This window comes from Pantoea sp. NSTU24 (assembly GCF_050157905.1).
Classification (GTDB): Bacteria; Pseudomonadota; Gammaproteobacteria; order Enterobacterales; family Enterobacteriaceae; genus Pantoea.
The window spans coordinates 292,816-315,201 of the sequence record NZ_JBKIWZ010000001.1 but is presented as its reverse complement, the minus strand read 5'-3'; the positions used below and the strand labels follow the sequence as shown (position 1 = coordinate 315,201).

The window sequence follows — 22,386 nt, the reverse complement described above, 5'->3', positions numbered from 1 at the left end:
ATGAAAAACATAACCTGCCTGTAACCTGCTTGAAAATCATTTATGACAGGGCCACGACATTTTTTTGCTTTGGCCGCAGAGCCCGTATAATCGCCGGGCGAATCACAACGGCAGGGATTTATCATGCGCATTATTCATACTGCGGACTGGCATCTGGGGCAGTTCTTCTATAACAAAAGCCGGGCGGCGGAACATCAGGCGTTTCTCGACTGGCTGTTGATCCAGATTGAACAGCATCAGGTGGATGCGCTGATTATCGCGGGCGATCTGTTCGACACCGGAACGCCGCCCAGCTATGCCCGCGAGATGTTCAACCGCTTTGTGGTGGCGCTGCAGCCCACGGGCTGCCAGCTGGTCGTGCTGGCGGGCAACCACGACTCCGTGGCCACGCTGAATGAGTCGCGTGAACTGCTCGCCTGCCTTAATACGCGGGTGATCGCCACGCCGCAGGAAAATGACGACGTGCTGCTGCTCACTACCCGCCAGGGCGAACCGGGCGCGCTGCTGTGCGCCATCCCCTATCTGCGTCCGCGCGATATCCTGCGCAGCCGGGCGGGCCAGTCGGGCCGGGATAAGCAGACCTCGCTGCTGGAGGCGATCGCCAGTCACTATCAGCAGCGTTTCGCCGCCGCACAGGCGCTGGGCCATGCGCTGCCAGTCATCGCGACAGGCCATCTCACTACCGTCGGCGTCAGCCAGAGCGATTCGGTGCGCGACATCTATATCGGTACGCTGGACGCCTTCCCCGCCAGCGCCTTTCCGGCAGCTGACTATATTGCACTGGGGCATATCCACCGCGCCCAGCGCGTCGCGGGCAGCGAGCATATCCGCTACAGCGGCTCGCCGATTCCGCTGAGTTTTGATGAACTGGGCAGCGAAAAAAGCGTCTTTCTGCTGGAGCTCGCGGCCAGCGGCCTGCAATCCGTCACGCCGCTGGTGGTGCCGCAGACGCAGCCGATGCGGATGCTGAAGGGATCGCTGGCGCAGATTGCCGACCAGCTCAATACCTTCAGCACGGATCCGCAGGCGAAGCCCATCTGGCTCGACATTGAGGTCACCACCCAGGAGTATCTCAGCGACCTGCAGCGGCAGGTCGAGAGCCTGACCGCCGCGCTGCCGGTGGAGGTTCTGCTTCTGCGCCGCAGCCGTGAACAGCGGCAGCAGAGTCTGGCGCGGCTCGACAATGAAACCCTGAATGAGCTGAAGGTGGAAGAGGTCTTCGCCCGCCGCCTGGCGCTGGATGAAGCGCTGGATGACACACAGATCGACGAGATGACTACCCTGTTCCGCCAGACGCTGGCCGCCATGGAAGAGACCCAATGAAGATCCTCACGCTCCGGTTCAAAAACCTTAATGCCCTGCGCGGTGAATGGTTCATCGACTTCCGTGCCGAACCTTTTGCCAGCAACGGTCTGTTCGCCATTACCGGTGCTACCGGCGCCGGTAAAACCACCCTGCTGGACGCCATCTGCCTGGCGCTCTATCACCAGACACCACGCCTGGGGGCGATATCTCAGAGCCAGAATGCGCTGATGACCCGCGACAGCGCGGAATGCCTGGCCGAAGTGGAGTTTGAGATCAAAGGCGAAGCCTGGCGCGCCTTCTGGAGTCAGAACCGTGCACGCGGCACCGCTGACGGCAAGCTTCAGGCGCCGCGCGTGGAGCTGGCGCGCTGCGCCGACAACGTGATTGTCGCCGATAAGGTTGGCGACAAGCTTAAGCTGATCGAAACCCTCTCCGGGCTCGATTTTGAGCGTTTTACCCGCTCGATGATGCTCTCTCAGGGGCAGTTCGCCGCCTTTCTCAACGCAAAGGCCAGCGAACGCGCCGAACTGTTGGAGGAGCTGACCGGCACGGAGATCTACGGCCTGATCTCCACCGCGATCTATGAGCGCCACAAAGAGGCGAAGACCCAGCTGGATCTGCTGCGCAGTCAGGCGGGCGCGATGGCACTGCTGGATGAGGAGGCGCGAGCGGCGCTGCAGCAGCAGCTCGCCGATCTGACCGACGCCGAACAGCGGCTCAGCACAGACTCTCAGCAGGCCCAACAGCAGCAGCAGTGGCTGCAGCAGACGCAGCAGCTTGGGCAGGAACGTGAGCAGGCGGTGGCCGCGGTTCAGCAGGCGCAGGCCGCCTCGCAGGCGGCAGAGGGTGACCGCCAGCGGCTGGCCCGCAGCGAACCGGCAGAAAAACTGCGCGGCATCCTGCAGCAGCGCGACACGCTGCGCGCCGAGCAGCAGCAGGCGGACAGCCGCTGTCAGCAGCTTACGGCGGCCGCAGAGCAGGCGCAGCAGCAACAGCAGCAGCATCAGCAGCACTACGCCACCAGCCAGACTGCCCGCCAGCAGGCGCTGCATGACCAGCAGCAGCAGGAAAGTCTGCTGTCAGATCAGGTGCTGCCGCTGGATCAGCAGATTGCGACACGCCAGCAGCAGCTCTCCGAACAGCAGCAGGAGAACAGCCAACAGCAGCAGCATCTGGATCAGACGCATCTCACCCTGACGGCGCAGACGCGTCAGGTCGCTGCCTGGCAGCAGGCGCTGGCTGAACAGCAGCAGTTACAACAGCAGCTGGCCGATCTGGCGCAGTGGGGCGCCTCCCTGCCCGTCTGGCAGGAGAACTTCGCGCTGCTGGCTCAGCGTGAGGCGACGCTGGCGGATCTGTCACAGCAGGCTGAACAGCAGCAACGGCAGATCGCCGCGCAACAGGCGCAACAGCAGCAGCAGGCAGAGCAGGCGCAGTCGCGTCAGCAGGCGGAGCAACAGGCTGGTGTGGCGCTGTCGCAGGCAGAGCACGCGCTGACTTCGCTTCAGGAGCAGCATCCGCCAGCCGCGCTGCGTCAGGCACTTAACCAGTTGCAGCATAACCGTCCGGCGCGTCAGCAACTGCTGCTGCTCGCCACGCAGTGGCAGCCGCTGCACCAGCAGCTCGGCCAGCGTCAGCAACGTCTGAGCGCGCTGGAAAAAGCGCATCAGCAAAGCGAGGCGGAGCTGCAGACCCTGCGCGAGACGTGGAAACGCGAAAAGCAGCAGCTGGACGATGTCGAAAAAATCTGTGCGCTGGAGCAGCAGATCGCCGACCTCAGCGATTATCGTGCCCGTCTCACCGCCGATCAGCCCTGCCCGCTCTGCGGCTCCTGTACGCATCCCGCCGTCGAAACCTACCGTTCGCTGGAAGTAAGTGCTAACCAGCAGCGTCGGGCCGCGCTGCAGCAGCAGACCGAGGCGCTGCGCGAAGCGGGCACTACCAGAGCGGAGCAGCTGAAACAGTCCGCTCAGCAGCAGCAGACCCTGCGTGAAGAGATCGCGCAGACGCAGCAACAGCTCATCCGGCTTGAACAGCAATGGCAGGCACTGAGCAGTGAGCTGGCACTCACTTTCCCGATAGCTGACGGCGAGGCGCTGGCCGCGTGGCAGCAGCAGCAGAGCGAACGGGAAAGCCAGCTTGAGCAGCAGCGCCAGGCGCAGGAGGCCGCAGAACAGGCGCGCCAGGCCGCGAAAGATGACTACCTTCAGCAGGCGCAGGCCTGGCAGCAGCATCAGCAGGCGGAACAGCTCGCTCAGCAGTCACTGGCCAGCCTGCAGCAGTCGCTGGAGGCGCTGCAGCAGCGCCAGCAGCAGGAGCAGGAGGCGTGGCAGGCGCTGCAGAGCCGCCTGACGCAGCAGTTCAGCGCCCACGATCTGGCCCTGCCCGCCGCCGCCGATCGCGACGCATGGCTGGCAACGCAGCAGCGTCGCTGGCAGCGCTGGCAGGAAAGTGAGCAACTGCTCGCTAACCTCCAGCCGCAGCTGCTTAAGGGGGAAACCCAGCTTGCTGCCCTGCAGCAGCAGGTGGCACAGGAACAGCAGCAGCTCGCCACCCGTCTGCAACAGCAGCAGCAGAGTCAGGCACAGCTCAGCGAAATGCGGCAGCAGCGCCAGGCGCTGTTTGGCGATCGCGATGTCGCGCACGCGCGTCAGCAGATGCAGGCGCGGGTTCAGCAATGCGATGACCAACTGGCGCAGCAGCTGACCGCCCTGCAGCAGGCCCAGGCGGAGGTCAGTCGCCTGCAGGGTGAGTGCTCGGCGCTGGAAATGCAGCGGCAGAGCCTCAGCCAGAAACGGGCGGAGGCGGATGCGGCCCTGTGTCAGGCCCTGGCGGACGCCGGCTTCGCGGATGAAGAGCAACTGCGCGCGGCGCTGCTGGATGAGCAGACGGCCCGGCAACTGCGCCAGCAGCTGCAGCAGCTCGATCAGCAATGTCAGCAGCAGCAGACCCGTCTGGCGGATCTGGACCAGCGGCTGACAACCCATCAGCAGGCCAGGCCTGCCGCAATGCCGGAATCGGCTGTGGCGCTGGCAGAGCAGCTGGAGCAGTTGCGGCTGGCCCTGCGCGACAACGCCAGCCAGCAGGGGCAGATTCAGCAGCAGCTGGACAGCGATGCCAGCCTTCGTAATCGCCAGCAGAGCCTGCTGACGCAGATTGAACAGGACGGCGCGGCGCTGGCGCAGTGGAGCCGGCTTAACGACCTGATTGGCTCCGCCAGCGGCGACAAGTTCCGGCGTTTCGCCCAGGGATTAACGCTGGATCACCTGGTGGCGCTGGCGAACCGTCAGCTCGACCGGCTGCATGGCCGCTATCTGCTGCAGCGCCGTGCCCAGGATCAGCTGGAGCTGGATGTGGTCGATACCTGGCAGGCGGATGCCACGCGTGATACCCGCACGCTGTCGGGTGGCGAGAGCTTCCTGGTCAGCCTGGCGCTGGCGCTGGCGTTGTCCGATCCAGTCAGCCATAAGACACGCATCGAGTCGCTGTTTCTTGATGAGGGGTTTGGCACGCTGGATGCCCGGACGCTGGACACCGCGCTGGATGCACTGGATGCGCTCAACGCCAGCGGCAAAACGATCGGGGTGATCAGCCATGTCGAGGCGATGAAAGAGCGGATTCCGGTGCAGATTAAAGTCCGCAAAATGAACGGGCTGGGTTACAGCCAGCTGGAGTTGCCGCAGGGGTAACGGGCACGGGTGCGCCCGTGAGTCTCCGATCAGCGGACGCTGACGTGTTTGTCGCGAGGACTGGTGAGCAACCCGCCCTGCTCGCTGTGCGCCAGCAGCCGATCGCTGGTCAGCCCGGCGACGGGGTGCGCTTTGTCCGTCACGTAGCAGGCAATCTGCTTCACCGCCGCACTGACCCGCATCCCGACCAGACCGTTGTTGCCATTTTGCTGATTCCCGTCGGTCGCCGTCGCGGCGTCCTGCCAGATCGCGTTGCCACTGCGCAGCTCCACCAGCCACGCGGTTGCTGACACGGTGGTCATGCTGTCAGTCACCCGGTAGCCGAAGTCGACAGGAAGCGCACTGCCGGCGTGGAAAATCTCATTCAGACGCTTTGCGCTGACCGCCTGGATGTCGCTGGCGCGGGTCAGGCCGTTCTGTTAACAGGAAGAGCAGCGCAAAGGCATATTTTTCTGCATTTCCAATCCATGAATTAAAGGAGACGCCATCCGCTCCGGGGCGGTAAATTCTGGTTCTGCCGACAGTCGGAGGAATGCCATAGCATTCGTCAGGCCGGTCTGTAGACTGTGGCAGCAGACCGCCGGATCTTTAAGGGAAATTAGCTATATAAATGAATGTCATTAATCTGATAAAAAGAATGCTGCCAGGGATAATGATTGCCATGACGCTCAGCGCCTGTCAGCAAGGGCCTGTAACGCAAAAGAATAGCATGGCAAATCTCTGCGATATCGCTCAAAACCCTGACAGCAAATCCTGTCACTGGACTCATCAGATGCAGCCGATCCTGAACCGGCAATTCCGCGATGCGGCGCGCTATGCGGGCCAGCAATGTCTGGTCCGGATGGAGTGGCAGCAGAGTGGGCGGTATGCGGTAACGCAGACTGAAGGCAGCGAGGCGCTTTGCCTGCGCGCCTGGCAACTGGTGGCACAGAGCCGCGACCTGCCGCCCCCGCCAGAGCCGGATCAGCCAGCGTGGTTCGGCTTTGCGCCTTAGGGTTAGCTGGCCAGCCCCTCCTGCCGCCACTGACGCGGGCTGATACCAAACCAGCGGCGAAAAGCGCGGGAAAACGCGCTGACTTCGGAGTAGCCCAGCAACAGGGCCATCTCCGAGATGGGCAGCTGTTTCTGCTGCAGATAGTGCGTGGCCATTTCGCAGCGCACCTGATCCACCAGTGCGCTGAAGCTGCTGCCCTCCTCACGCAGCCGCCGCTGCAAAGACCAGCTCGACAGGCCGAGTTTATCGGCCACCTCCTCCAGCACCGGCTCGCCCTGCATCAGCGACAGATTAACCTGCGAGCGCGCCTGCTCGATCATACTCTGCTGCGACGCGCCCCGGTTAAGCCGCCGGATCGCATCCTGCATCACCATCAACAGGATCGGATCGCTTTCCGGCATGGCGCGCAGCAGATCGCGTTTCGGGATCACCAGTGAGTTAAAGGGCTGATCGAACCAGACCGGCGCATCGAACACTTTGCAGTGATCGTGCCACTGGCCAGGCCGGGGATGCTCAAAATGCACCTCACGCGGTGCCCAGTGCCGACCCGCGACGTGGCGAATCAGATTCATAAACATGCCCAGCGTCAGCTCGGCATCCTGACGGCGGGAGAGGATCGCGCCATGCCGCACCTGATAGTCGAGCCGCCAGCACTCGCCCCTGTCCACCAGGCGAGTCAGCGTGTCGTGCTGATGCCAGGGAAACGCGGCCACCACGTTATGCAGCGCCTGTTCCAGCGTATCGGAGCAGAGGCCGATATAGCCGATCAGACCTAATGACTGCGGTTTAAACTGCCTGCCGTAGTGCAAACCGAAGTTATCAGATCCGGAGTGGCGCGCCGCCTCTTCCAGCACCCGACAATAGTTCACCAGCCCCAGGCTCAGTGTCGGGCTGGCCAGCCGTTCCGGATCGATGCCGCTGATGCCGAAGATGCGATCGGCATCGCCGCCCTGGGTATGAATAAACTCGCTTAATCCGGTCGCCGCCGCAGCCAGCACGCCGTGATTGCCTGCGCCTGTTGCGGCAGAGCAGGCAGCAAACGCATCGGGTTTTATCAGTGTCGGATTCATGGTCGCCTCTGTCAGATTCAGGTGGATCACCCTCACCAGTCTCTGAGCAAGTTCCATACCAGGTCCCCGCAGCCCTGACAGCGGCCTGCGGGCAGCCCCGGGCGTGCAGAATCCTGATAACCGGCACTGCAGCGGCGCAGGGACGCCCGCCGCTGGTGCATCAGGCGCCGATCGGCAGTGCGCTGCCCTCCAGATAACGGCGGCAGAGGCGCACCGAGTGGCTGGCCCAGGCTGGCCCAAGGCTGCGCGCCATCTCCGTTTCCGCATGCGATCCTACCCAGGCGGTGAGCTGGATGCGACGCTGGATCAGCAGCGCGGGCAGCATCGCCATCTCCGCATCACTGATATGAGCCACCTGCTCATAACCGCGGATCCAGTGTTCGATCCACTCTGGCGCGCGTGAGTGGTGCTCAACAAAACTGATCGCGGCCGCCAGATCGTGCAGATACCAGCCCAGCCCGCAATCGTCAAAGTCGATCACTCGCGTCTCTCCTTTGTGCAGCAGCAGGTTGGTCAGCCGCAGATCGGCATGGATCAGGCCATAGCGATCCGATCCTTTACCAAACTGTGTCAGCGCCGATCCCACCTGCGCGATGGCCTCTTCTACCACGCCGTGATCGGCGGGATGAAGATCAGGCGCATCCTGCCAGCGTCCCCAGTGGCTTCGGGCGCTGGTCATAGTGTCGTGATCCCAGATGATGCGGCGGAAACCCGCAGGCGGCTGCCACTGTTTACTGTGCTGATGCAGCCGTGCGGTAATCTGCCCGAGTTGCTGAAACGCGCGGGGATCGACGTCGGTCGTGGGCATCTCTCCCTCAATCCAGTGAAACAGCACGGCGTGACGCTCACCGCCCTCCGGCAGTCGCAGCGTCAGGACCTTTTCGCCCGTGTTGTCCGGCACCGCTTCCGGCACCATGATGCCGGTTTCGCGAAGCGCATCGAGCCACAGCAGCTCGCTGACGATGTCCGCTTTCTGATGATAATCGCCACGGTGCAATCTCAGCGCATAACGCCGGCCAGCAGCCTGCAGCAGAAAGGTGGCATTCTCTGAACGACACAGCAGGCTAAGCGTGCCCTGCAGCGCAGCGGGATAGCAGGCCAGCGCCTGCTGTGCCATCAGGGTAAGTTGGGAATCTGTCAGATTGTCATATTGTTTAGCGCTCATCATTCCGGCTCCTGGTCACTTTCGTTTTGTCAGCATGCGTCGCCGGACGTGTCGCTGCTTGACTGCAGAAGAGACAAAGTTGACCGCAGCGTGCAGCCGGCCCGGTTGCTGCCGCTGAGTTGACCATGGAGGACAGAAATCACTGCGTCCGCGTCAAGTCGCCGCGCGCAGGGCTTCGGCATTATCACTGCTTTAGCGTCATGGCGGTGTAGCGCCGTGTAAGACTGACAACAACGGGGATAACGGTATGACAGACAGACTCAAGCCCACACTGGGCACGCTGCATCTGTGGGGAATTGCGGTTGGCCTGGTGATCTCAGGCGAATATTTTGGCTGGAGCTATGGCTGGGCCGTTGCGGGCACGCTGGGATTTCTGGTGACGACCGCGCTGATCGCCACGCTCTATACCTGCTTTATTTTCAGCTTCACCGAACTGACCACCGCGATTCCCCATGCGGGCGGCCCTTTTGCCTACAGCCGCCGCGCTTTTGGCGAAACCGGCGGGCTGATCGCCGGTCTGGCGACGCTGATTGAGTTTGTCTTTGCGCCCCCGGCAATTGCCATGGCGATCGGGGCCTATCTCAACGTGCAGTATCCCGCTCTTAATCCAAAAACCGCGGCGGTGGGTGCCTATCTGCTGTTTATGACGCTGAATATTCTCGGTGTGAAGCTGGCCGCCATGTTCGAGCTGGTGGTGACCGTGCTGGCGGTGCTGGAGCTGCTGGTGTTTATGGGCGTCGTCTCACCCGGCTTCAGCCTGGCAAATTTCACCGCACATGGCTGGGCGGGCAGCGACAGTTTCGGTCTGCCCGCCTTCTCTGGCATCTTTGCCGCGATTCCCTTTGCCATCTGGTTTTTCCTCGCCATTGAAGGCGCGGCGATGGCGGCTGAAGAGGCGAAAGATCCCAGACGGACTATCCCCCGCGCCTATATCAGCGGCATTCTGACGCTGGTGGTGCTGGCGATTGGCGTGATGCTGCTGGCGGGCGGTGCAGGTGACTGGCGCAGACTCTCTGATATCAACGACCCGCTGCCGCAGGCGATGAAAATGATTGTTGGCGAACATTCCACCTGGATGCACATGCTGGTCTGGATCGGCCTGTTTGGTCTGATTGCCAGCTTCCACGGCATCATCCTCGGCTATTCGCGGCAGTTTTTCGCCCTGGCACGTGCGGGCTATCTGCCGCCTTCTCTGGCAAAACTGTCGCGTTTTCAGACGCCACACCGGGCTATTATTCTCGGCGGTGTCGTGGGTATTGCGGCGATCTACAGTGACGGCGTGATTAACCTGCAGGGAATGACGCTGACGGCGGCAATGATTACCCTGGCGGTGTTTGGCGCAATTGTGATGTATATCATGAGCATGCTGAGCCTGTTTAAACTGCGCCGCAGTGCACCAGAGATGGCCCGTAGTTTCCGCGCCCCCGGTTATCCGGTAGTGCCGGGCATCGCCCTGTTGTTGTCGGTGCTCTGCCTGCTGGCAATGCTGTGGTTTAATCCGCTGATTGGCGCGCTGTTTGTCGCCATCATGCTGGCAGGCTGGCTCTACTTTCTGGCGACCAAAACGCAGCGCGCACGGGCCCCGCAGGACAGTATGCTGGTGGGCGAATAGTCACGCCAGGGTAACGCAACAGAGATAAACGCTTCAGCGCCTGCCGCTGAAGCGTCTGCGGCCAGCCTGACATCAGCCGTTTAGCGGCCAGAGCCACGCGGCACCGCGCACGCCACTGGAGTCGCCATGCTGCGCCTTACAAACCGGCGTTTCGCACTCGCCGCCAAACACCCACTTCTTCATCAGCAGCGGTACGGTCTGGTAAAGGCGATCCACATTGCTCATGCCGCCGCCCAGCACGATGACATCGGGATCAATCAGATTTACTACATGCGCCAGCGATTTCGCCAGCCGGATCTCATAGCGGCGCATTGCCAGCTCGGCGATCGGATCCTGCTGCGCCAGCAGCGCAACGATCTCCGCCCCTTTGCGATGTACCCCGCTCAGCCGCTGGTAGTCGACGCCAAAGCCGGTGCCGGACACAAAGGTTTCTATGCAGCCCTGCTGACCACAGTAACAGGGGACTTCCTGACGATAGCGCAGTTCATCCTCATCCATCCACGGCAGCGGGTTATGGCCCCACTCACCGGCGTTACCGTTGCCTCCGATGCGTGATTCCCCGTTGATCGCTACGCCTGCACCCGATCCGGTGCCGATGATCACGGCGAAGACGACTGGCTGACCAGCCCCGGCGCCGTCGATTGCTTCCGACACCGCCAGGCAGTTGGCGTCGTTGGCGATGCGCACCTCACGGTTCAGCATCCGGGCCAGATCCTTATCCAGCGGCTGACCGTTCAGCCAGGTGGAATTGGCATTTTTTACCCGCTTTGTATAGGGCGAAAGCGAGCCAGGGATCCCGATGCCGACCGTCCCGGTCTCACCGGTTTTCTGCTCGGCGAGGGTAACCAGATCGACAATCGTCTGAACGGTTGCCTGATAATCATTACGCGGAGTATTCACCCGGTGTCGGAACTGCGCTTCTCCCTTATCCGACAACGCGATGACTTCTGTCTTGGTGCCGCCGAGATCGATGCCTATACGCAAGGTGAATTCCTCATTGATGAGTCAGGTGAGAAATACAGTAAAAGGGGTCTGCCGGAAAGGCAATGAAACCACGCCCATGTTTCGTTATCATGCGCGCTGACTCTCGCAGACTTGTGCGCCCGATCGCGCTACGGTAAGGAATCCCGATGTTGTGGTTTAAAAATATGATGGTTTATCGTCTGAATCGTGACATTCCGTTGTCCGCAGATGAGATGGAAAAACAGCTCGACGCTTTCACGTTTTCACCCTGTGGCAGTCAGGATATGAGCAAGACGGGCTGGGTCCCGCCGATGGGCAACCGCAGCGACGCGCTGACCCACGAAAATAAGGGCCAGATTGTTATCTGCGCCCGCAAAGAAGAGAAAATTCTGCCTTCGCCGGTAGTGAAACAGGCGCTGGAAGCGAAAATCGATAAGCTGGAAGCGGAACAGAGCCGAAAGCTGAAGAAGACTGAAAAAGATTCGCTGAAAGATGAAGTGCTGCACAGCCTGCTGCCACGCGCCTTCAGCCGTTTCAGCCAGACCTTTATGTGGATCGACACGGTTAATAACCTGATTATGGTGGACTGTGCCAGCGCGAAAAAAGCGGAAGATACGCTGGCGCTGCTGCGCAAAAGCCTGGGTTCCCTGCCGGTCGTGCCCCTGACGCTGGAAAACCCGATTGAGCTGACGCTGACTGAATGGGTACGGTCGGGCGACCTGCCCGCCGGTTTTGCGCTGATGGATGAAGCGGAGCTGAAGGCCCTGCTGGAAGATGGCGGCGTGATCCGCTGTAAGAAACAGGATCTGGTATGTGATGAGATCGCCAACCACATCGAAGCGGGCAAAGTGGTAACCAAACTGGCCCTCGACTGGCAGGAGCGTATCCAGTTCATGCTGGCCGATGATGGTTCGGTAAAGCGTCTGAAGTTCAGCGACACGCTGCGCGATCAGAACGATGATATCGACCGTGAAGATTTTGCGCAGCGCTTTGATGCGGACTTTATTCTGATGACCAGCGAACTGGCCGCCCTGACCAGCAATCTGGTGGAAGCGCTTGGCGGCGAAGCCCAGCGTTAATTCATATTCCGGCTGGGGATGTGTCTCTCGCTCGCCCTGAAAGCCTGCCCGCATAGAAAACCGGGTAAGTTCGGCAAGACGACAACATCCCATCCATGACAGCCTGTTTTGTGCGATTACGCACCTCATCTCTGAGGTGCGACCGTGAACCGGCCAGGCGTTGCGCTGTTCAGACATGCCAGCGTCGTTTTCAGCGGCGAAACGCGTCTCTCTTCTGGCCGTGTTATCTGTACGCGACGCTTATTCATAGCGGCCTGAATCAGGCTGCCCGGGGTTTACCACACACGAAAAGGGCCGCTGAGCGGCCCTTTTTTAATCTTTCAGGTAACGGCAGAGGTAAGAACTGGGTTCGCCGACCTGCAGATGGAATTCGCTGTGACCCGGCACGTTAAACACCGAACCCGCTTCAAACCATTTCCACTCGGTTTCGCCCGGCAGCAGCACCTTAAGCGACCCGCTGACCACGGTCATCTCTTCCGGCTGACCGGTTCCGAAGGTGTATTCACCTTCCGCCATCACGCCCACGCTGGCACGGCCCGTGCTCGCACTATCAAAACCGATAGACTTAACTTTTCCGTCAAAATACTCACTTACGTTGAGCATAACCGTTCTCCAGAGCACATGTTGTGTGTCTGGCAGTGTAGAAGGGAACCTGCTGATCTGTCACGCGAAATCATGGTCGTTTGTGATCTGTTGCGCCAGGCTGCACGGTGAGCCGATGGCAATTCTGATCGGAGAGTGACGGAACAGAAGCAGAGAGGTGAACAAACAGCGAAGTCAGGTGGCGGTCAGTTCCGCGCGGTGAGCGAGTCGCGGCAGGCGAACAGGCCGGCGTCCCTGCCAGCATCAGCATTTACTCTTTCTCGACGTCTTCATAGCGCTCTTTGGCATCACGCGCTTCTTCTTCCGTCTCATGCTCACTGATTAATGAATTGGGTTTGGGATGATCGGCACGCAGTTCATAAAACGTGACTTTCTTTCCCTCAGGGCCCTTCTCAACAGGCACGATTTTCGCTTCACGCGGATAGGGTGGTCTGGTCGGCATACTGTGTCCCTCTTGTCTGAATAACATTCCACAGGACAGGCTGCTGCCTGCCATGGGATCAGTATAGACAATGGTGTCTGAAGCGGAACGGAAGCGGGAATAATCTGAGATTCAGCTGGCGCGTGCCAGGGAGAGCGAAAGCAGGATCGCCTCCACGACCTGTTCAGGCGACTGCATGGCATCCACCTGATGATGCGCCGCCGCCTGATAGAGATGTGTGCGTTCACGCAGCACATCGCTCATCTCATCCGCGATGGGTCGCCCGGTCAGGGTCGGACGCTGAGCGGCTTCGGGTTCACTCTCCAGCCGCTCTGCCAGGACCGCCGGCGATGCACTGAGCCAGATGACCTGCCCCTGCTCCTGCATGAAACGGCAGTTCTCTTCTGCCAGCACCATCCCGCCGCCCGTGGCGATAACGGTACGCGGTGCGGTGACGGCCCGCAGCGATTGGGTTTCACGGGTGCGAAACCCTTCCCAGCCTTCCTCTGCCACAATCTCCGCTACGCTCCGCTGCGTGCTGAGTTGCAGATGGTGATCGGTATCCGTAAAGGCGTAGCCCAGCGCCTGCGACAATGCCTCGCCGACCGTGGTTTTGCCGCAACCGCGAGCGCCAATCAAAAAGATGGGTAGTGACATCAGGGCCGTTCCTCCGCCTGACCGCGTGATGCGGCTGAATAGTGAGCTGATTAATGCGACGCATGATAGCCGGAAATGATTATGGCCTCCACCCGTCGGGCACGATTTACGCATTTTCATCTGCTCAACAGCGATAACCGTCGGTTTTTCAACGGGTAACCTATGCACACTTTGTGCATCAGCAGCCTGAACCAGCGGTAAAAATCGCACAAAACCGGCGGTAAATGGAGCTGGCAATATTTGCTTACCGCCCCGATTTTACTTTTCTCACTCGCGCCCACATATACTGTTAACCATCGCCACAGGAGAGTCATCATGCAACGCGAAGAACAACAACTGATCGAAGGGCTGTTCAGCCGTCTGAAACAGGCTGAAAGCCAGACCGTGGCACGGGATGCCGCAGCGGAACAACTGATAAACCAGCATCTTCAGACACAGCCTGGCGCCCCTTACTATATGGCGCAGGCGATCCTGATCCAGGAAGCGGCGCTGAAAAAACTGAATGAGAAAATATCCGCGCTGGAAAGCCAGGTTTCTCAGCTGCAGCAGCAACAACAACAGCAACCCGCGCAAAGCAGCGGCGGTTTTCTGTCGGGACTGTTTGGCAGCGGTTCACGTCAGCAGCAGCCCGTACAGCAGCAACAGCCGTCGCCGTGGAACAGTGCGCCGCAGCAACCGGCTCAGCAGCAGTATGCGCCCGCGCAGGCCGCCGCACCACGCGGCACCGGCTTTCTGGGCGGCGCACTGCAGACGGCCGTCGGCGTTGCGGGCGGCGTGGTGATGGCGGATATGCTGACCAGCATGTTCCACCACTCGCAGCCAGAGGAGATCGTCAACATTATCAACGAACCACCGCTGCCTGAGATCAACGACAACCTCAACACCTTCAACGGTGGTGATGACACGGCTGATAGCTTCAGCGGCGGCAACGACAGCAGCTTCCTGGATCAGAACAGCAGCTGGGACACGGATTATGCCAACAACGGCGACCTCAACGATTTTGGCGGCAGCGATTTCGACGACGACGACAGTTTCGTTTAATTGCCACGTTTCTGCTGGGTGAGCCAGCTATCCAGCTCATTTGCAAACTGCTGGCGGTCTCGGGGACTCATGGTCGCGGGGCCGCCGGTCTGTACGCCGCTTGAGCGCAGGGTATCCATAAAATCGCGCATGGTCAGGCGTTCACGAATCGTGGCCGGTGAGTAACGCTCACCGCGTGGGTTGAGTGCCGCCGCCCCCTTCTCAATAACCTCCGCCGCCAGCGGAATATCTGCGGTGATCACCAGATCGCCAGGCTGCACACGTCTGACGATCTCGTTGTCCGCGACGTCAAATCCGGCAGGCACCTGCAATGTGCGCAGATAAGGCGATGGCGGTACGCGCAGAAACTGATTTGCCACAAAAGTCACCGTGGTCGCGGTGCGATCTGCCGCACGGTAAAGTACCTCTTTAATCACATTCGGACAGGCATCGGCATCGACCCAGATAGACATGTTAATTCCTTACAGTCAGAGAAGGTTCAGATCTTGCCGGGTTCCGTTTAAATGGCAAATTTTATTTGCGGTGCCTTTCCCGGCCCTGACGCTGACTTGTTATTCCGGCTGGCTGAAGTAAGCTGCCTGATAACAAAATGATGACGTGCTGAGGAGAAGGCGATGCTGACAAAAAAAATCGGGTTTATCGGTGGCGGAAACATGGCGAAAGCCATCATTGGCGGGCTGGTGAAGAGCGGAAAAGTCACCCCGTCAGATATTTTGATTTTTGATCGCAAAGCCGAAACGAATCGGGCGATGGCGGAACAGTATGGTATCCGTGCGGCGGAGAGTGCAGATGCGCTGGCGCGTGAAGTGGATATTCTGTTCGGCGCGGTGAAGCCGAATGTGATTCTGAAAGTCCTGAAAGAGCTGTCGGGTAGCCTGAAAAAAGAGGCGATGGTCGTGTCGATTGCGGCGGGTGTCACGCTCGACTCCCTGTCGTCGGTGCTGGGTTATGACCGCAAAATTGTCCGGGCGATGCCCAATACTCCCTCGCTGGTCAGCCAGGGCATGACGTCAGTGACGCCGAATGTGCTGGTTGAGCAGGCTGAAACCGACGAGATTGTGGCGATCTTTGAGAGCTTTGGCAAAGCAGCCGTGGTGGATGAATATCTGATCCACTCTGTCGTCGGCGTCAGCGGCTCAGCACCGGCTTATGTATTTATGTTTATTGAAGCGATGGCGGATGCAGCCGTTTCTGGCGGCATGCCACGCGCCCAGGCCTACCAGTTTGCGGCGCAGGCGGTGAAAGGCGCAGCTGAGATGGTCCTGACTACCGGCAAACATCCCGCTGAACTCAAGGATATGGTCTGCTCGCCTGGCGGCACGACTATTGAGGCGGTCAACGTGCTGGAACAGAAAGGGATGCGGTCGGCGGTGATTGAAGCGATGCAGCGCTGCATGGCGAAATCCGAGGCGCTGAGCCGCAACTGACAGGCCAGAGAGAAAACGCAGGACGACCCGGCTCGCACCGTCGCCCTGCGTCCGTTTTAACTGAGGTGTGGCTGGCAGAGCGCCACGGCTTCCTCAAGCGTCATTGGCTGCTGCATTCGTTCAATCAGTTCAGCCGTCAGCGTATAGAGGCCACACGAGCAGATCGCGGCCAGTTTCCCCTGCTGTCCATAAAACGCCACAAACTTTTTAGCCTCCAGCGAGCCGAGCAGCTGAAAATTATCCCACTCTTTGGCATGGCCCAGATACTCGTAACGGGTGCCGTACTGGGCGGTCCAGAAAAACGGCACGCGATCGTACGCGACGGCCCGATCCAGCATATTCCAGGCGGCAGTTTGTCCCTGCTGATGTGCGACACGATAGTGCTCAATGCGCAGTGGCCCCTGCGCTGACGGATAGGTGGCGATATCACCAGCCGCCCAGATTGCGTCAGCGACCCGCAACTGTTCATCCGTCTGCAGGCTGCCATCTTCAGCCAGCGGCAGATCGTGGATAAAGTCAGTAACGGGTTTGACACCGGTGGCAAACAGCACCACGCTGGCCGCGATCTGCCGTCCGCCTTTAAGCCGGACGCCGCTGACTTCCTGCTCCCCCTCCACGGCTTCGATCTCGCCCTGCACCCACTTCACGCCGTTTTGCTCATGCAGCTGATAAAAATAGCGGCCAATCTGCTCGCCGAACTGTTTCGCAAACGGCAGTGCCTGACGGGCAACCACGGTGACATCAATATCACGGTTACGCAGCGCCGACGCCAGTTCGGTGCCGATAAAACTGTTGCCGATAATCACAATCTTATGGGTAGCATCCACCGCCTTCAGCAGCGCATCCGTCTGCGCTTTACTGCGCAGCAGATGGACGCCCTGCAGGTCGCGGCCCGGAAGGTCAGGCACCACCGGCGCGGCACCGCTGGCGATCAGCAGCCTGTCAAAGTTCAGCGTCTCACCATTGTCCAGAATCAGCCGTTTTTGCTGTGCATCAAGCTGACTTACCCGGGCCTGAATACGTTCAACATGATCCAGCACATCGGCCTTCAGCAACTGAGGTACCTCGTCGATCGCCATTTTGCCGGAGGGCACAAATTTAGTCAGTGCAGTGCGGTCGTAGGGCGCGTCGGCTTCGCGCTCAACCAGGATGAGCCGGCCTTTGAAGCCGTCGTGACGCAGACGCCACAGCGCTGCGCTGCCCGCTGCGCCGCCGCCGAGCACCACATAAACCGGCGCATCAGCCCCGCTGCCAATCGGCGCCGCAGGCGACATCGCTTTTGGATTAACCATCACCCGCCCCGCTTCGATTCGCAGCGGGTACTGCTTAAGATCGGCCAGCGCCAGCGGTTCACACATTTTACCCTCGGCCAGATCGAATGCGGCTTTGTGCCACGGGCAGACCAGCCGGTCGCCGCAGATCGCACCCTGCTCCAGCGGTGCGCCTGCATGCGGGCATTTCGCCTGGTAAGCACGGACGCGATCGCCGTCGCGGATCAGTAACAGCTCCACTTCGCCAAGCGTTTTTTTAACCGGCTGTCGCTGGGGCAGATCGTTCAGGTCGATGATAAATTGATAATTCACGGCATGGCTCCTTTCGCGGTTCGGATTAAGGCGGCGTGGCAGAACAGCGTTCTGCGTAAACCCTCACAAACAGTAAGTGTGGCAAAGGAAGCGGGAAGCCTGAGGCAGAATGTTTATCAGAAAGTTAACCTGTTGTTGCAGTGGGATATTTAATCGGACGACGGGGCGAAAAGAAACGGCCACCGTGGTGGCCGGGGAAGCAATCAGCTTTTTTTCAGGCACTGGCTCATAAAGGTTTTACGCGCATCGCCCGTTAACTTTTTCTCGCCAGCCTCACCGTTACAGCTTTTCATCTTCATCTGCTGCGGCGACATTTGTGAGAGCTTGCTGTCTTTCTTCAGGCATTCGCTCATAAAGGTTTTGCGCGCATCCCCTTTGAGATCCTGTGATTTCGCATGCTGGTTACAGAGAGTCATCTTCTCCTGCTGCGGGGTTTTTTCTGCCGCACCGGCCACGCTACTCATGAGCAGACCGGCCATCATCATTGCCATTACACCGATTTTCATCCTGTTTTCTCCAGTGTGGGTTGTTCCCTTTTATTCTGGCAGTGAATAAGCAAAGCGGAAAATGTTTCAGGTCAAAGTGATGTGACGATCCCATTCCCGGCGGGGGCGTAAAAATCAGTGGCGGGGATGCCGCAGCAGCCTGTCGATGTGGTCGCGCAGCAGCTGCGCATCATCGTCATTTTCGGCTAGATGGGCCAAGGCGGTATCAATGGTGGTCGTGATCTCGCGATGCTGCTGCGGATCCAGCTTGCGAATCAGTGCGGTGACGACAATTTCCAGCGCCTCGATCTGCGCCACCTGTTCTTTCACTGTCGCCTCTTTTTCGGCCAGCTTAACCAGTAACTCAGCAATCAGGTTTTTCATACTGTTGCCTCAGCGAGGATGGAACGCTGAAATTATCACCACGCTGGATAAAAAAACAGAGGGCAACAGCCTTTTTTTCAGTGAGTTAGCCCGCATCCCGGCGCTTTTCTTCGCCGGTACCGGCTGACTCTGGCGGGCGAAACGTTTTGCGGACTGGTTACACAAGCGCGCGGGTTCCGCCCGCCGCCCAGCGCTTAACGGGGATCGGTAAATCCGCGTCCCGGTCCGCCGCCCGGTCCGCCCCAGCCACCGCCGCCCCCACCGCCCGGCGGCGGGAAGAGGCAGCCGCTTAACGTCGTGACCAATGCCAGGATGGCCGCCAGCTTAACGATTCGAATCATAGTAACCTCAGAGTGATAAAATCGGGCTGAGTGTATGAAGCCACCCGCGCGGCGACAAGTGAGATTCCTCCGCATCCGGCGGCTATTCATCTTTGCTGACCAGACTTAACGTTTTATCCCCACTACACCGGCACAATCACTACATTCCGTTGGGCTTGCGCTTACATTTTTTTCTGAATCGGGACGGCAGACTCTTTACAGCCTGCGCAATTTTGCGCATTGTGAGCGCATTACATTTTCAGGATACGCACATGGCACTTTCCCAGGCAGCTCTCAGCGACATTCTCTCCCGGCGCGACTGGGAAAATCCGGTGGTAACTTCACTGCATCGGCTGGATGCCCACCCGCCGTTTGCCAGCTGGCGCGATGAGATGGCCGCACGCGACGACCGCCCGTCGGCCTCACTGCGCAGCCTTAACGGAGAGTGGGGATTCAGTTATTTTGCGCAGCCTGAGGCGGTGCCCGCCAGCTGGCTGCTGCAGGATCTGCCGGACGCCACAACCCTGCCTGTTCCGGCCAACTGGCAGATGCACGGCTTTGATGCGCCCATCTATACCAACGTGCAGTATCCGATTCCGGTCAATCCGCCGTTTGTGCCGGCGGAAAATCCGACCGGATGTTATTCGCTCACATTTACGCCGAATGCGGACTGGCTTACTTCCGGGCAGACCCGCATCATCTTTGACGGGGTCAACTCCGCCTTCCACCTCTGGTGCAACGGTCAGTGGATCGGCTACTCGCAGGATAGTCGTCTGCCCGCTGAATTTGACCTGAGCGGCGCGCTGCGGCCCGGCCAGAACCGGCTGGCGGTAATGGTGCTGCGCTGGAGTGACGGCAGCTATCTGGAAGATCAGGATATGTGGCGTATGAGCGGCATTTTCCGCGACGTCACGTTGCTGCATAAGCCGCAGGTGCACCTGGCAGACGTTCAGCTGGAAACCCGGCTCAGCCCGGAATTTTCTTATGCTGAACTGCGCGCCAGGGTCCGGGTTAGCCTGCCCGCATCAGCGACCGCAGGCTGCCAGCTGCGCCTTACGCTGTGGCGCGGTGAGGCGCAGATTGCGCAGTGTCAGCAGCCGCTGGGCAGCGCCATTATCGACGAGCGGGGTCACTACCCGGAACGCGCCTTGCTCAGCCTGCCGGTACAGCAGCCCGCGCTGTGGAGCGCCGAAACGCCCCATCTTTATCGCGTCACAGTGGCCCTGCTGGATACGCATCAGCAGGTGGCCGAGGTGGAAGCCTATGACGTGGGCTTCCGTCAGGTCACCATCGATAACGGCCTGCTCTGTCTGAACGGCAAACCGCTGCTGATCCGCGGCACCAACCGTCATGAGCATCATCCGGAGCGGGGTCAGGTGATGACGGAAGCGGACATGCGCCGCGACATCATCCTGATGAAGCAGCACAATTTCAATGCTGTGCGCTGTTCGCACTATCCTAACCATCCTCTCTGGTACCGGCTCTGCGACCAGTTCGGGCTCTATGTGGTGGATGAGGCCAATATCGAAACGCACGGAATGCAGCCGATGAACCGGCTTTCCGACGATCCGCGCTGGTTCGCCGCCTATAGCGAACGCGTGACGCGCATGGTTCAGCGCGATCGTAATCACTGCAGCATTATTATCTGGTCGCTGGGCAACGAGTCAGGTCATGGTGCCACCCATGATGCGCTCTACCGCTGGGTAAAAAGCAGCGATCCCACTCGTCCGGTTCAGTATGAAGGCGGCGGTGCGGATACCGCGGCAACCGACATTATCTGTCCGATGTATGCCAGAGTGGATGAAGATCAGCTGTTTCCGGCCGTACCGAAATGGTCACTGAAAAAGTGGATTGGCCTGCCGGGCGAAACCCGTCCACTGATCCTGTGTGAATATGCGCATGCCATGGGCAACAGCTTTGGCGGGTTCGCGAAGTACTGGCAGGCTTTCCGGTCATTTCCGCGCCTGCAGGGCGGCTTCGTCTGGGACTGGGTCGACCAGAGTCTGACCCGCTATGACGAGCGGGGCATCCCCTGGCAGGCCTACGGCGGCGACTTTGGCGATAAGCCTAATGACCGTCAGTTCTGCATGAACGGGCTGGTGTTTGCTGACCGCACGCCGCACCCGGCGCTCTATGAAGCGCAGCGCGCGCAGCAGTTCTATCTGTTTACCGCCGATCCGGATGATCCGCTGAGCTTCACGGTCAGTAGTGACTACCTGTTCCGCCGCAGCAGCAACGAGCGCCTGCGCTGGCGTATCGAACAGGCGGGGAACGTGGTGGCGCAGGGAGAAGTGCCGCTGGACATTGCCGCGCAGGGCAAGCAGCGTATCACGCTGCCAGCACCGCCCGCGCTGCAGGGCGAATGCTGGCTTAATGTCGCGGTTTATCAGATTCAGCCGACGGCATGGAGTCCTGCTGACTGGCGTGTCGCCTGGGATCAGTGGGCACTGCCCGCTGAGATGGCACTGCCGCAGCGGCCGGAAGCAGGTGACGCGCCGGTTATGCACGAAGCCGCTGATGAGATCGTTGTCAGTTACCAGCAGCAGCGCTGGCACTTTTCACGCCAGAACGGTGAACTGATGCAGTGGATGGCGGATGATCAGCCAACGCTGCTCTCCCCTCTCCAGGACTGCTTTATCCGTGCGCCGCTGGACAATGATATCGGCACCAGCGAAGCGGAGCGGGTCGATCCGCATGCCTGGGTCGAGCGCTGGAAAGCCGCAGGTTATGATCAGATGCAGAGCCGTCTGATTACCCTGACCGCCCATGCGCTGCCGCAGTCGGTGCAGATCGAGACGCAACATGGCTGGTACGCCTGCGACCGGCTCGCCTTTATCAGCCGTAAACGTTACCTGATCAACGATCAGGGTGAGTTACAGCTGCAGCTTTCCGTTGAGCAGTCGCGTGGATTACCGCCGCCCGCCCGCATCGGCGTGCGCTGTCAGCTGGCGCCGATTCCGGAGCAGGTAAGCTGGCTGGGTCTGGGACCGCATGAAAACTATCCTGACCGGCAGCTGGCCGCGCAGTTTTCCCGCTGGCAGCAGCCCCTGGAGCAGCTCTTTACGCCCTACGTATTCCCGGGCGAAAACGGTCTGCGCGGCGGCACCCGTGAGCTGGACAGCGGAAGCTGGCAGGTCAGCGGCGACTTTGCGTTTTCACTGAGCCGCTTCAGCCTGGAACAACTGCGGGAGACCTCCCATCGTCACCTTCTGCGGCCGGAGGCGGGCTGCTGGCTGCATCTGGATGCCTGTCACATGGGGGTCGGCGGCGATGACTCCTGGAGCCCGAGCGTCAGTCCGGAGTTTTTGCTGACGCAGCAGCGCTGGCAGACTGAGCTGACGATTCGCCTCCGGTCACGCAGTCAAGGCACGCCGGCAGAAATGCTTCAGAAATAATCTTTTAACCAGCACGGCCAGGGCGCTGGGCAGGCAGACCCAGCGGAAGAACGCCGTCTGCAATCCGGGCCCGTCAGCCAGCAGCCCGCCGGACATCGGCTCCTGGATCACGCCGCCTGTCTAATCGGTTGAGACAGTGCTCAGCGTCCTGCCGCGCCGCTTTTCCGGCAGGCGACTGACAGCGCCTGCTTTG

At 60.1% G+C, this 22,386-nt stretch carries 20 protein-coding genes; 8 read left to right on the top strand and 12 right to left on the bottom strand.

The genetic code is table 11. From position 1 onward, the window contains the following. Nucleotides 1–123: 123 nt before the first annotated feature. Together sbcD and ACLHDD_RS01430 are read left to right on the top strand one after the other, a co-directional pair. Entirely contained in the window at nucleotides 124–1,323 is a 1,200-nt protein-coding gene (gene sbcD / locus ACLHDD_RS01435) for an exonuclease subunit SbcD (RefSeq protein ID WP_427102637.1), read from the top strand. After that, entirely contained in the window at nucleotides 1,320–4,994 is a 3,675-nt protein-coding gene (locus tag ACLHDD_RS01430; RefSeq protein ID WP_427102636.1) for an AAA family ATPase, read from the top strand. Before sbcD ends, ACLHDD_RS01430 begins: the two co-directional genes overlap by 4 nt. Nucleotides 4,995–5,023: 29 nt before the next feature. Here ACLHDD_RS01430 and ACLHDD_RS01425 read toward each other — a convergent pair whose 3' ends face one another. Then, a complete protein-coding gene (locus tag ACLHDD_RS01425; RefSeq protein ID WP_427105152.1) occupies nucleotides 5,024–5,404 on the bottom strand; it encodes a GNA1162 family protein in 381 nt (126 codons plus the stop codon). Nucleotides 5,405–5,703: 299 nt separating this feature from the next. Here ACLHDD_RS01425 and ACLHDD_RS01420 point away from each other — a divergent pair, with 299 nt between their 5' ends. Further along, on the top strand, nucleotides 5,704–5,988 hold the full coding sequence (locus ACLHDD_RS01420; protein ID WP_427102635.1) for a cell envelope integrity TolA C-terminal domain-containing protein: 285 nt from the start codon (nucleotides 5,704–5,706) through the stop codon (nucleotides 5,986–5,988). A gap of 2 nt (nucleotides 5,989–5,990) precedes the next feature. Here ACLHDD_RS01420 and qhpR read toward each other — a convergent pair whose 3' ends face one another. Next, nucleotides 5,991–7,058, bottom strand: a complete 1,068-nt coding sequence (gene qhpR, locus ACLHDD_RS01415; protein ID WP_427105151.1) for an AraC-like transcriptional regulator QhpR — start codon at nucleotides 7,056–7,058, stop codon at nucleotides 5,991–5,993. Nucleotides 7,059–7,218: 160 nt separating this feature from the next. Then, nucleotides 7,219–8,223 carry a phosphotransferase enzyme family protein gene (locus ACLHDD_RS01410; RefSeq protein WP_427105150.1) on the bottom strand — a complete coding sequence of 335 codons (1,005 nt, stop codon included), beginning with the start codon at nucleotides 8,221–8,223 and terminating at the stop codon, nucleotides 7,219–7,221. A gap of 247 nt (nucleotides 8,224–8,470) precedes the next feature. Between ACLHDD_RS01410 and eat the strand changes: the two genes are divergently transcribed. After that, on the top strand, nucleotides 8,471–9,835 hold the full coding sequence (gene eat / locus ACLHDD_RS01405; protein WP_427102634.1) for an ethanolamine permease: 1,365 nt from the start codon (nucleotides 8,471–8,473) through the stop codon (nucleotides 9,833–9,835). Between the two features lie 72 nt (nucleotides 9,836–9,907). On the opposite strand, the gene mak is transcribed toward eat, so the two are convergent. Continuing rightward, complete coding sequence (gene mak, locus ACLHDD_RS01400) at nucleotides 9,908–10,819, bottom strand: fructokinase (protein ID WP_427102633.1); 912 nt, start codon at nucleotides 10,817–10,819, stop codon at nucleotides 9,908–9,910. A gap of 146 nt (nucleotides 10,820–10,965) precedes the next feature. On the opposite strand from mak, the gene rdgC reads away from it, so the two are divergent. Next, a complete protein-coding gene (gene rdgC / locus ACLHDD_RS01395) occupies nucleotides 10,966–11,877 on the top strand; it encodes a recombination-associated protein RdgC (protein ID WP_427102632.1) in 912 nt (303 codons plus the stop codon). Nucleotides 11,878–12,189: 312 nt separating this feature from the next. Here rdgC and ppnP read toward each other — a convergent pair whose 3' ends face one another. The 3 genes from ppnP to aroL all read right to left on the bottom strand — a co-directional run bounded on the left by ppnP (nucleotide 12,190) and on the right by aroL (nucleotide 13,558). Then, nucleotides 12,190–12,480: a pyrimidine/purine nucleoside phosphorylase gene (ppnP, locus tag ACLHDD_RS01390; protein WP_009091800.1), complete on the bottom strand. Its 291-nt coding sequence runs from the start codon at nucleotides 12,478–12,480 to the stop codon at nucleotides 12,190–12,192. Between the two features lie 250 nt (nucleotides 12,481–12,730). Continuing rightward, complete coding sequence (locus ACLHDD_RS01385) at nucleotides 12,731–12,922, bottom strand: YaiA family protein (protein ID WP_313654319.1); 192 nt, start codon at nucleotides 12,920–12,922, stop codon at nucleotides 12,731–12,733. 111 nt (nucleotides 12,923–13,033) lie between these two features. Beyond that, nucleotides 13,034–13,558, bottom strand: a complete 525-nt coding sequence (gene aroL, locus ACLHDD_RS01380; RefSeq protein WP_427102631.1) for a shikimate kinase AroL — start codon at nucleotides 13,556–13,558, stop codon at nucleotides 13,034–13,036. A 315-nt stretch (nucleotides 13,559–13,873) separates the two neighbouring features. Here aroL and ACLHDD_RS01375 point away from each other — a divergent pair, with 315 nt between their 5' ends. Further along, nucleotides 13,874–14,599, top strand: coding sequence for a DUF2076 domain-containing protein (locus tag ACLHDD_RS01375; RefSeq protein ID WP_427102630.1), 726 nt, complete (start codon nucleotides 13,874–13,876; stop codon nucleotides 14,597–14,599). Here ACLHDD_RS01375 and ACLHDD_RS01370 read toward each other — a convergent pair. Beyond that, nucleotides 14,596–15,051: a YaiI/YqxD family protein gene (locus tag ACLHDD_RS01370; RefSeq protein WP_111140890.1), complete on the bottom strand. Its 456-nt coding sequence runs from the start codon at nucleotides 15,049–15,051 to the stop codon at nucleotides 14,596–14,598. The two genes, ACLHDD_RS01375 and ACLHDD_RS01370, sit on opposite strands and share 4 nt — an antisense overlap. A 162-nt stretch (nucleotides 15,052–15,213) precedes the next feature. Here ACLHDD_RS01370 and proC point away from each other — a divergent pair, with 162 nt between their 5' ends. After that, nucleotides 15,214–16,026 (top strand): pyrroline-5-carboxylate reductase, encoded by an 813-nt coding sequence (proC, locus tag ACLHDD_RS01365; protein ID WP_427102629.1) that lies wholly within the window; start codon nucleotides 15,214–15,216, stop codon nucleotides 16,024–16,026. Between the two features lie 56 nt (nucleotides 16,027–16,082). On the opposite strand, the gene ACLHDD_RS01360 is transcribed toward proC, so the two are convergent. The 4 genes from ACLHDD_RS01360 to ACLHDD_RS01345 all read right to left on the bottom strand — a co-directional run bounded on the left by ACLHDD_RS01360 (nucleotide 16,083) and on the right by ACLHDD_RS01345 (nucleotide 18,819). Beyond that, entirely contained in the window at nucleotides 16,083–17,609 is a 1,527-nt protein-coding gene (locus ACLHDD_RS01360; protein WP_427102628.1) for an FAD-dependent oxidoreductase, read from the bottom strand. A gap of 203 nt (nucleotides 17,610–17,812) precedes the next feature. Continuing rightward, the gene (locus ACLHDD_RS01355) at nucleotides 17,813–18,115 is read right to left on the bottom strand and encodes a PsiF family protein (protein ID WP_427102627.1); all 303 of its coding nucleotides are present in this window, start codon (nucleotides 18,113–18,115) and stop codon (nucleotides 17,813–17,815) included. A gap of 114 nt (nucleotides 18,116–18,229) precedes the next feature. Beyond that, a complete protein-coding gene (gene iraP / locus ACLHDD_RS01350; RefSeq protein ID WP_427102626.1) occupies nucleotides 18,230–18,478 on the bottom strand; it encodes an anti-adapter protein IraP in 249 nt (82 codons plus the stop codon). Nucleotides 18,479–18,672: 194 nt separating this feature from the next. After that, complete coding sequence (locus ACLHDD_RS01345; RefSeq protein ID WP_427102625.1) at nucleotides 18,673–18,819, bottom strand: hypothetical protein; 147 nt, start codon at nucleotides 18,817–18,819, stop codon at nucleotides 18,673–18,675. Between the two features lie 251 nt (nucleotides 18,820–19,070). On the opposite strand from ACLHDD_RS01345, the gene ACLHDD_RS01340 reads away from it, so the two are divergent. Beyond that, a complete protein-coding gene (locus ACLHDD_RS01340; protein WP_427102624.1) occupies nucleotides 19,071–22,193 on the top strand; it encodes a beta-galactosidase in 3,123 nt (1,040 codons plus the stop codon). The last annotated feature ends 193 nt before the right edge of the window (nucleotides 22,194–22,386 follow it).

What these genes read in the sequence shown, in the direction of transcription:
- ACLHDD_RS01420 (WP_427102635.1), top strand. Translation starts at nt 5,704, where the DNA reads ATGGCAAATCTCTGCGATATCGCTCAAAACCCTGACAGCAAATCCTGT.
- ACLHDD_RS01430 (WP_427102636.1), top strand. Translation starts at nt 1,320, where the DNA reads ATGAAGATCCTCACGCTCCGGTTCAAAAACCTTAATGCCCTGCGCGGT.
- iraP (WP_427102626.1), bottom strand. Translation starts at nt 18,478, where the DNA reads ATGAAAAACCTGATTGCTGAGTTACTGGTTAAGCTGGCCGAAAAAGAG.
- ACLHDD_RS01340 (WP_427102624.1), top strand. Translation starts at nt 19,071, where the DNA reads ATGGCACTTTCCCAGGCAGCTCTCAGCGACATTCTCTCCCGGCGCGAC.
- ACLHDD_RS01375 (WP_427102630.1), top strand. Translation starts at nt 13,874, where the DNA reads ATGCAACGCGAAGAACAACAACTGATCGAAGGGCTGTTCAGCCGTCTG.
- proC (WP_427102629.1), top strand. Translation starts at nt 15,214, where the DNA reads ATGCTGACAAAAAAAATCGGGTTTATCGGTGGCGGAAACATGGCGAAA.
- ACLHDD_RS01355 (WP_427102627.1), bottom strand. Translation starts at nt 18,115, where the DNA reads ATGAAAATCGGTGTAATGGCAATGATGATGGCCGGTCTGCTCATGAGT.
- ACLHDD_RS01370 (WP_111140890.1), bottom strand. Translation starts at nt 15,051, where the DNA reads ATGTCTATCTGGGTCGATGCCGATGCCTGTCCGAATGTGATTAAAGAG.
- aroL (WP_427102631.1), bottom strand. Translation starts at nt 13,558, where the DNA reads ATGTCACTACCCATCTTTTTGATTGGCGCTCGCGGTTGCGGCAAAACC.
- ACLHDD_RS01345 (WP_427102625.1), bottom strand. Translation starts at nt 18,819, where the DNA reads ATGATTCGAATCGTTAAGCTGGCGGCCATCCTGGCATTGGTCACGACG.
- ACLHDD_RS01385 (WP_313654319.1), bottom strand. Translation starts at nt 12,922, where the DNA reads ATGCCGACCAGACCACCCTATCCGCGTGAAGCGAAAATCGTGCCTGTT.
- qhpR (WP_427105151.1), bottom strand. Translation starts at nt 7,058, where the DNA reads ATGAATCCGACACTGATAAAACCCGATGCGTTTGCTGCCTGCTCTGCC.
- sbcD (WP_427102637.1), top strand. Translation starts at nt 124, where the DNA reads ATGCGCATTATTCATACTGCGGACTGGCATCTGGGGCAGTTCTTCTAT.
- rdgC (WP_427102632.1), top strand. Translation starts at nt 10,966, where the DNA reads ATGTTGTGGTTTAAAAATATGATGGTTTATCGTCTGAATCGTGACATT.
- ppnP (WP_009091800.1), bottom strand. Translation starts at nt 12,480, where the DNA reads ATGCTCAACGTAAGTGAGTATTTTGACGGAAAAGTTAAGTCTATCGGT.
- ACLHDD_RS01410 (WP_427105150.1), bottom strand. Translation starts at nt 8,223, where the DNA reads ATGAGCGCTAAACAATATGACAATCTGACAGATTCCCAACTTACCCTG.
- eat (WP_427102634.1), top strand. Translation starts at nt 8,471, where the DNA reads ATGACAGACAGACTCAAGCCCACACTGGGCACGCTGCATCTGTGGGGA.